The sequence below is a fragment of the Sphingobacterium faecale genome, assembly GCF_016746095.1.
GTDB classification, from domain to species: domain Bacteria; phylum Bacteroidota; class Bacteroidia; order Sphingobacteriales; family Sphingobacteriaceae; genus Sphingobacterium; species Sphingobacterium faecale.
The window spans coordinates 1-727 of sequence record NZ_JAERTY010000040.1; the positions used below are offsets into that span (position 1 = coordinate 1).

Sequence of the window (727 nt, forward strand, 5' to 3'; positions counted from 1 at the left end):
ATTTGGTTGATGGTTCCATCCCAAGCTCCCTCTCCGTATAAAAAGCGTTCGATATCGATAACCTCATTCATAGGTATTGTAGGGTTGTAATAGAGATTTGGCTTTTCGCTGATAGACATATCGGTTCGAACCGACACTTTGAGGGGCTGCTCAAAGCGTCCCTTTTTAGATGTCAGTACAATCACACCGTTACCAGCTCGTGCTCCCCAAATAGACGAAGCTGCGGCATCTTGTAATACCGTAATGGATTCAATATCCTCTGGGTTAATCGTATTGATATCTCCTTCAAATGGAAAGTTATCCAGAATGATAAGCGGCTCGGCATTAGCAAATAAAGTACTGATACCACGAATGGACATCGAAGGCCTGTTAGAAGCAAATGTCGTTGCCCCTACCTGATTATTATTAAAAATCAATCCCCGAGTCACGCCATTTAACCGCTCCAAGATATTGGAACCTACGGTACGACTTAACAACTTATTGTCAATATGAACGAACGAACCTGTAGCTCTTTCTTCAGGGACTTTGAAATAACCCGTTTCTGCTACGATAGCAACAGTATCAATTTGTTTTGTATCTCTTTCTAAGCCTTCCTGTAGATTGATTATAAAAGGTCCGCGATTAATAGTGTCAAATGGAACATATATTGGTTTAGTAAGCTTATTATGTCCAATGCGCAATACGCCAGATTCGAGGTAAACTCCACGAAAAGAAAAAGTCCCATCAT

General features: G+C 41.0%; 1 protein-coding gene. It reads right to left on the minus strand.

The window, feature by feature from the left end; translation table 11 throughout:
- Positions 1–727, minus strand: a 727-nt coding sequence (locus tag JKG61_RS22770; protein ID WP_202105307.1) for a TonB-dependent receptor plug domain-containing protein, incomplete at both ends; no start/stop codon positions are given.